The organism is Agrobacterium sp. MS2, assembly GCF_003261015.1.
Classification (GTDB): domain Bacteria; phylum Pseudomonadota; class Alphaproteobacteria; order Rhizobiales; family Rhizobiaceae; genus Agrobacterium; species Agrobacterium pusense.
On the sequence record NZ_QLNF01000086.1, the window covers coordinates 217,937 to 225,265 of the forward strand.

At 59.8% G+C, this 7,329-nt stretch carries 6 protein-coding genes; 4 read left to right on the forward strand and 2 right to left on the reverse strand.

What is annotated here, in order from left to right; translation table 11 throughout:
* Nucleotides 1-178: 178 nt before the first annotated feature.
* Nucleotides 179-1,486 (forward strand): NtaA/DmoA family FMN-dependent monooxygenase, encoded by a 1,308-nt coding sequence (locus DOU54_RS23905; protein WP_113731913.1) that lies wholly within the window; start codon nt 179-181, stop codon nt 1,484-1,486.
* A gap of 77 nt (nt 1,487-1,563) precedes the next feature.
* Here the strand turns inward: DOU54_RS23905 and DOU54_RS23910 are convergent, their stop codons facing one another.
* Nucleotides 1,564-2,592: an LLM class flavin-dependent oxidoreductase gene (locus DOU54_RS23910; RefSeq protein ID WP_113731914.1), complete on the reverse strand. Its 1,029-nt coding sequence runs from the start codon at nt 2,590-2,592 to the stop codon at nt 1,564-1,566.
* Between the two features lie 413 nt (nt 2,593-3,005).
* On the opposite strand from DOU54_RS23910, the gene DOU54_RS23915 reads away from it, so the two are divergent.
* The 3 genes from DOU54_RS23915 to DOU54_RS23925 all read left to right on the forward strand — a co-directional run bounded on the left by DOU54_RS23915 (nt 3,006) and on the right by DOU54_RS23925 (nt 6,468).
* The gene (locus DOU54_RS23915) at nt 3,006-4,154 is read left to right on the forward strand and encodes a mandelate racemase family protein (RefSeq protein ID WP_006698448.1); all 1,149 of its coding nucleotides are present in this window, start codon (nt 3,006-3,008) and stop codon (nt 4,152-4,154) included.
* A gap of 5 nt (nt 4,155-4,159) precedes the next feature.
* Nucleotides 4,160-4,789: an SGNH/GDSL hydrolase family protein gene (locus tag DOU54_RS23920; protein WP_113731915.1), complete on the forward strand. Its 630-nt coding sequence runs from the start codon at nt 4,160-4,162 to the stop codon at nt 4,787-4,789.
* Nucleotides 4,790-4,869: 80 nt separating this feature from the next.
* Nucleotides 4,870-6,468 carry an ABC transporter substrate-binding protein gene (locus DOU54_RS23925; RefSeq protein ID WP_004445506.1) on the forward strand — a complete coding sequence of 533 codons (1,599 nt, stop codon included), beginning with the start codon at nt 4,870-4,872 and terminating at the stop codon, nt 6,466-6,468.
* A gap of 390 nt (nt 6,469-6,858) precedes the next feature.
* On the opposite strand, the gene DOU54_RS23930 is transcribed toward DOU54_RS23925, so the two are convergent.
* The coding region (locus DOU54_RS23930; protein WP_286079955.1) for an ABC transporter ATP-binding protein at nt 6,859-7,329 on the reverse strand (471 nt) is incomplete at its 5' end.

A 7,329-nucleotide genomic window follows, 5' to 3' on the forward strand; every position in this document is an offset into this window, starting at 1 on the left:
ATTTTTGTCGGGCATCGATCAGATCGACCACGCGTGGGTGAAACTGGAGACGAAAGTTTTTCTTCTCCGCACAGCAAGGATTTTTAACTCGCGACCGGCCCCCCGGCTGTTACGCTTCCCGCAGTTGCGCGGCCATACAGGCCGATAATCCAACAGACCCGAAAGAAAAAGTGGCAGCATGAGCAAGACCAAACGCCGGCTCAATCTCAACGTCGGCATCAACACGACAGGATATCTCGCCAATGCCTGGAAATATCGGAGCGGAGACCGGCACGATATAAACGATATCGGATATTACCGACGACTGACGGAACTGGCGCATAAGGGCCGGTTCGACGCCGTTTTCCTTTCCGACCACCCGGCACTGCTGACCGACCCGGCAAGCCGGCCGTTCCACACCATTGATCCGCTCATCCTCTCGACATCGCTTGCCGCACAGGTGCCGGATATCGGCTTTGTGGCAACCGTGTCCTCCACCTACAATTCGCCCTATAATTTCGCCAGACGAACTCAATCCATCGATCTCGTCACCGGCGGCCGGCTGATCGTCAATATCGTTTCTTCCTTTAATCCCAATGTTGCCGCCAATTTTGGCAACGACCCGCTGCCGCCGCGCAGCGAACGTTATGCCAAGGCTACCGAATTCCTGGATGTCGCAAAAAAGCTCTGGTCTAGCTGGGACCCCCGCCGCGAGAGCGACGTGCCGGAGAACCGCTTCTGGGATGCGGCGACAGCCGAAACCATCGATCATGAGGGGCAATATTTCCATGTCAAAGGCCCCCTCAACGTTCCGCGCGGGCCGCAGGGGCATCCCGTTATCGCGCAGGCCGGCGCCTCCGAAGGCGGCATTGATCTCGCGGCACGCCATGGCGAGATCATCTATTGCAATATTCTGTCACGTCCCGCAGGGCAGGCCTTTTGCAAGAAGGTCCGCGACCGCGCCGTCTCCCTCGGGCGCGATCCCTCTGGCATCCGCATCGTTCCCGGCCTCGTCGTCATTCTCGGCGAAACCCGGCAGGAAGCCTTGCGTAAACATGAACTCTACAGCGGCGCCGGTTCGGAAGACGGTCTTCTGGCACGTTTCGCCAGAGAAAACGGCATAGAGCCTCGCGAGTTCGACCCCGACGCAAAACTCGATGCCGAACGTTTCATCCCCGATCAGAACCGGCAATGGGCGGTAGGCATGGGCCTTGGCCTTTCCGATCTTCTGACCCATGAAAAACTGACTGCCCGCGAGGCCGTACGCCGCTCGGAAGGACACCACCGGCTGCTGCTCGGCACGGCGGAAGAGGTAGCGGACGGCATTATCGACCTCTGGCAGGATGGCACAGTGGACGGCTACACATTACAGCCGCCACGGGCGCCCGATGATATCGCTGAATTCGTCGAACAAGTTGTTCCGGTACTGCAGGATCGTGGGGTTTACCCGCGCGAATATGAAGCCGCGACGATCCGCGACCGATATGGCCTGCCATACCCCGATTGAAGGACGGATGCAGCAATGTCGCTCAGTCGACCTCCCGCCGGCTTCCATTGAAAGTCGAATGGCGGGAGGTGGCGATGTTATTGCCCCATCGCCACTTTCAAAACCGGCCTTTCGCCGGAAAGCTGCGGCAGGACAGAGGCGAAATCCGTCACGATCTGGCGATAATCGTCCGGCTGGAATTCATAGGGAAGTTCGAGGCGGAATTCCGAGACAAACGGCAGAACGGGGTCGCTCGACAATCTTTCCAGAATCTCATGCGTCGTCCCGACGATATCCGGCAGGAAAAGCGTGCGGCGCGCCCCATGCGGCGAGGTCGTGCGCTTGTCCCGCTCGGCAACGAATTCGTGGTAACGGCGGCGCGTGGCGGGGCTTGCGCTATCGGTTGGCAGGATCACGCGGCCAAGAGCGACACGCGGTTCGCGCTCATGCGCCCAATCCTGCCGGAAGCGAGCAACGAGAGCCGCCTGCGCGGTCAGAAAATCATCGGTATTTTCGCCGCTGACAATATTGCCCGTCAGAAGATTGAACCCTGCCCTGCCAGCCCAGCGCGCAGAGTTCTGCGATCCACCGCCATACCATAACCGGTCCGTCAGCCCCTTGGCGACTGGCCTAAGCCGCGGCACTTGCGCACCGGCCGCATTGCCCGCCTCCGTCTCGTTCGACAGCGGCTCCGATCGCAGCGCCCTCGCCAGCTTCTCAGCGCGCGCGTGGCTGTAGTCCGCTTCGATAACCGTATCAACATAGTCGGAAATAAGATGGGCGAAGGGCGGTGCGCCCACCGAAACCCCCACATTCAGCCGTCCGCGCGACAGGACATCCACGGTGGCCAGATCCTCCGCCAGCCTGAATGGGTTCTCGTAACCGAGTTGAATAACGGCGGTGCCTAACCCGATCCGTCTGGTTCGTTGCGAAGCCGCAGCGAGGAAAGTCGCCGCAGAGGAGACACCCCGCTCCAGATGGCGCTGGCGGACCCAGGCGCTATGATAACCCAGCGCCTCTCCTGCTTCGAAAAGCTGCAGTGTTTCTTCCAGCCCCTGTCCCGGATCATCGTCATGATAGTTGCCCGGGACAAGAAAGGCGAAATGGGAGATGTGGGAAAGGGGCATGGGCGCGCATCCGGAAACGAGTTGAAACTCAGCGACGCAAATGCAGCCATCCTGGTTGGGAACGACCGCCCGATGCGACGCATGCTCACACAGCATGCATGATGAAGGCGGCAACTGGCGCGGCATGTTCGTTTATAGTCCCGGCCATTGTTGAAAGATCGTTGCGCGATTCAATAATACACTAAAATTGTGGACTATCCCTCCACACAGGTCGCCCTCACGCTTCCTCGGGTCTCTTTTGGACTGAGGCAAATTCGCCAAAGGCTGTTCCTCACCGCCGACCTGCGCAGCGTCGAGCACAAATGACCTTGATTTCTCCCTCCAACATGTAATACAGATTATCATACATGTTGCGCACATGTATGACATTGCGGCGACCAACAACGCCGAGATACCTGAATGAGGGAGGAATTATGATCATTACCGACGTCGAGGTCCGTGTTTTCCGCACGACGACCCGTCGGCACTCGGACAGTGCCGGCCACGCGCATCCGGGTCCGGCGCATCAGGTGGAACAGGCCATGCTGACGATCCGGACAGAGGACGGCCACGAGGGCCATTCTTTTACCGCGCCAGAGATCGTTCGCCCGCATGTCATCGAAAAATTCGTCAAGAAAGTCCTGATCGGTGAGGACCATCGAGACCGCGAACGGCTGTGGCAGGACCTTGCCCACTGGCAGCGCGGTTCGGCCGCCCAACTGACTGACCGCACGCTGGCGGTGGTTGACTGCGCGCTATGGGACCTTGCCGGCCGCTCCCTCAACCAACCTGTATACAAGTTGATCGGCGGTTATCGCGACAAGGTGCTCGCCTATGGCTCCATCATGTGCGGTGACGAACTGGAAGGCGGGCTGGCGACACCGGACGACTACGGCCGCTTTGCCGAAACACTGGTGAAGCGCGGCTACAAGGGCATCAAGCTGCACACGTGGATGCCGCCCGTCAGCTGGGCGCCGGATGTGAAGATGGACCTCAAGGCCTGCGCGGCCGTGCGCGAGGCGGTCGGCCCCGATATCCGCCTGATGATTGACGCCTTCCACTGGTACTCCCGCACCGATGCGCTGGCGCTGGGCCGTGGCCTCGAAAAACTCGGTTTCGACTGGATCGAGGAGCCGATGGATGAACAGTCGCTGTCCTCCTACAAGTGGCTTTCCGACAATCTCGATATTCCGGTCGTCGGCCCGGAAAGTGCGGCCGGCAAACACTGGCACCGTGCCGAATGGATCAAGGCCGGCGCCTGCGACATTCTGCGCACCGGCGTCAACGATGTCGGCGGCATCACACCGGCGCTGAAGACGATGCATCTGGCCGAAGCCTTCGGTATGGAGTGCGAAGTGCATGGAAATACCGCCATGAACCTGCATGTGGTTGCCGCCACCAAGAATTGCCGCTGGTATGAGCGTGGCCTGCTACATCCCTTCCTCGAATATGATGACGGCCACGACTATCTGAAGTCTCTGTCCGATCCGATGGACCGGGATGGCTTTGTCCACGTTCCCGACCGGCCGGGCCTTGGCGAGGACATCGATTTTACCTTCATCGACAACAACCGGGTGAGGTAACGGCGATGAAAACGGTGCTCGCCTTCGGCGACAGCCTCACCTGGGGCGCGGACCCGGCAACGGGCCTAAGGCACCCCGCCGCATATCGCTGGCCGGAGGTTCTGGAAATCGAGCTTGCCGGCATGGCGAAAGTTTACCCGGAAGGTCTTGGCGGACGAACCACCTGCTACGACGACCACGCCGGTCCGGCCTGCCGCAACGGCGTGCGGGCGCTGGAAATAGCGCTCTCGTGCCATATGCCGCTTGACCTCGTCATAATCATGCTCGGCACCAATGACATCAAACCGGTGCATGGCGGACGCGCGGAAGCCGCCGTTTCCGGCATGCGCCGGTTAGCGCAGATCGTCGAGACCTTCATCTACAAGCCGCGAGAAGCGGTACCGAAACTGCTGATCGTTGCCCCACCGCACTGCGTTGCAGGCCCGGGTGGAGAACCGGCGGGAGGGCGGGATGTCGGGCAATCGCTCAGGCTTGCGCCGCTTTACCAAAAACTCGCTACCGAACTCGGACATCACTTCTTCGACGCCGGTTCGGTCGCCAGTGCTTCGCCGATGGACGGCGTGCATCTGGACGCGCCGGCGACAGCGGCGATCGGCCGGGCCCTGGCCACACCAGTCAATGATATTCTTGGTTGATCACACGCCGCCCGAGGAGGAACCGGGCACGTGGATCGAAACGTGGAAGGCCGTATGAAGCGGCCGTATTGGGAGGAAAGATGAAACATTTTCTTGCAACAGCAGCACTTGGCGCCCTGCTGATCGGCGCCATGCCGCTCAGCACTTTTGCCGAGACGCCAAAGGACCAGCTCATTGTCGCCACGACCATGAGCAATATCCTCACACTCGACCCCGCCGCCATCACCGGCCGCGAGACCGTGCAGGTTCTGAACAATATCTATGACACCCTGATCGTGCTTTCGCCTGAGGACCGCAGCGTCCAGCCGCGCCTTGCCGAACGCTGGGAAATAGCCGAAGACCGGAAGTCGATCCGTTTCCATCTGCGTGCCGATGCCAAGTTCGCTTCCGGCAATGCCGTGACGGCAAAGGATGTGGCATGGAGCCTCAAACGGCTGCTCGCCCGCAATCTGGCGCAATCATCCTTTCTGAAAACCCGCGGTTTCAAGCTCGAAGAGGCCGACAAGCTTTTCGTTGCCGAAAGCGATCAGATCTTCGTGCTGAATATCCCCAAGCCCGACGATCCCAACCTTCTCCTGATGATCCTTGCCCAGAACGGTCCCGGCTCGATCATCGACAGCCAGACCGCGCTTGAGAATGAGAAGGATGGCGATCTCGGCGGCGCATGGCTGACGCTGAATTCCGCCGGCTCCGGCCCCTTCAAGCTGACCCAGTGGAAATCCAACGAATACATCATCCTCACCCGCAACGACGATTATTGGGGTGAAAAGGCCAAGATGAAGCGTATCCTGATGCGCCATCTGCCGGAATCGCAGTCGCAGCGGCTCATGCTGGAAAAGGGCGATATCGACGTTGCCTATTCCCTGCAGGCTCCGGATCTGAAATCACTTGAGGCCGACAAGGCCGTCACCATCGAATCCACACCGGGCTCCGGTTTCTATTACCTCAGCGTTTCGATGAAGGATGAGAAATTCGCGAACAAGAAGGTGCGCGAGGCCTTGCGTTACCTGATTGATTACGATGGTCTCGACAAGGCGGTCATGCCCTATTACGGCAAGCTGCATCAGCGCTCCCTCAGCACCGGCGTCATGGGTGCGCTGCCGGACCAGGGCTACAAGCTCGATATTGAAAAAGCCAAGGCGCTTCTGGCCGAGGCCGGTTATCCTGATGGGTTCAAGACAACGCTGCGCGTGCTTTCGGAAGACCCGTTCATGAAAGCCGCAACGGCGATCCAGAACACGTTGGCGCAGGCAGGCATTCAGGCCGAGCTGATCAGCGGCTCCGGCGACCAGATCTATGGTGCGATGCGCGAGCGCAACTTCGAATTGCTGCTCGGCCGCGGTGGCGGCGGCCAGCAGCCGCACCCGGACAACAACCTGCGCTCGATTGCCTACAATCCCAATAATGCCGATGACGCCAAGCTCACGAATTACCAGAGCTGGCGCACCAGCTTCTTCGACGAAAAGCTGAACAAGATGATCGAGGAAGCGCTTGTTGAGCGCGATGCGGCAAAACAGACGAAGCTTTATGAAGACCTGCAGGGTTATATGGATGAAATCGTCATGTCCATTCAGCCATTCTCCGAAGTGGTCGACACCGCAGCCTTCCGCAGCGACGTCAAGGGCATGATCGTCAGCCCCTGGCTCTCGAGGTTTGAAGTGGTGAGCAAGGAGCGATAATCGGCCGCCATATCTGCGAGTAAGAAAAGGCGCGGCTAACCCCGCGCTTTTTTTGCTGCCGACGAGGCCTTACAAAGCCGAAATATTCCCCAAAAGTGAGGCATCCGCACTCCGTCACCCCGGACTAAATCCGGGGTCCAGACCGATCAAGTACTTGATCTCGTAAGACTCCTCTTATGGCGCAGACACGCCGTAGCTGGATGCCGGATCTAGTCCGGCATGACGGCGGAGAGGCTCCGTTTGTCAGCAGCCCAAGGCCCGATTACCACCGGTCTTTTCTATCTTCGGCCTGCCTCCCCCAAAAAAATGCCCGGCGGGGAGGCCGGGCAAGGAAGGAGGCTGTTATCATCCGTGGCGCCCCGGAGGAGGACGGTCACGTTCTTGGTGTCGTCACGCGCCTTCATATTCCAGCGAGGCACCGATCAGTTCGCGCGCATAAGGATGCGTTGCATCGTTGCCAGCAATGGCCTCGCGCGGCAGGATTTCGGTGATTTCGCCACGCAGCATCACGGCGAAGCGATCGCACATGTGATCGACCACGGCGAGATCATGGGTCACCATGATATAGGTGAAACCGCGCTCTTCCCGCAGCCGCTGCAAGAGGTTGAGGATTTCTGCCTGCACCGAGACATCGAGCGCCGAGGTCGGCTCATCGAGCAGCAGCAGCGACGGTTCCAGGATCAGCGCCCTCGCAATCGCCACGCGCTGCCGTTGGCCGCCGGAGAGTTGGTGCGGGAAACGGTCGAGGAAAGACACCGGCAGGCCGACATCAGTGATGACCTTGCGCATGCGCTCCTCACGGTCGCCGAGCTTGTGGATCGCAAGCGATTCACCAAGCACGGTGCGCACCGACTGGCGGGG

Excerpts from the sequence above, each read along its gene's own strand:
- DOU54_RS23920 (WP_113731915.1), top strand. The coding sequence starts at position 4,160 with ATGAAAACGGTGCTCGCCTTCGGCGACAGCCTCACCTGGGGCGCGGAC.
- DOU54_RS23905 (WP_113731913.1), top strand. The coding sequence starts at position 179 with ATGAGCAAGACCAAACGCCGGCTCAATCTCAACGTCGGCATCAACACG.
- DOU54_RS23925 (WP_004445506.1), top strand. The coding sequence starts at position 4,870 with ATGAAACATTTTCTTGCAACAGCAGCACTTGGCGCCCTGCTGATCGGC.
- DOU54_RS23915 (WP_006698448.1), top strand. The coding sequence starts at position 3,006 with ATGATCATTACCGACGTCGAGGTCCGTGTTTTCCGCACGACGACCCGT.
- DOU54_RS23910 (WP_113731914.1), bottom strand. The coding sequence starts at position 2,592 with ATGCCCCTTTCCCACATCTCCCATTTCGCCTTTCTTGTCCCGGGCAAC.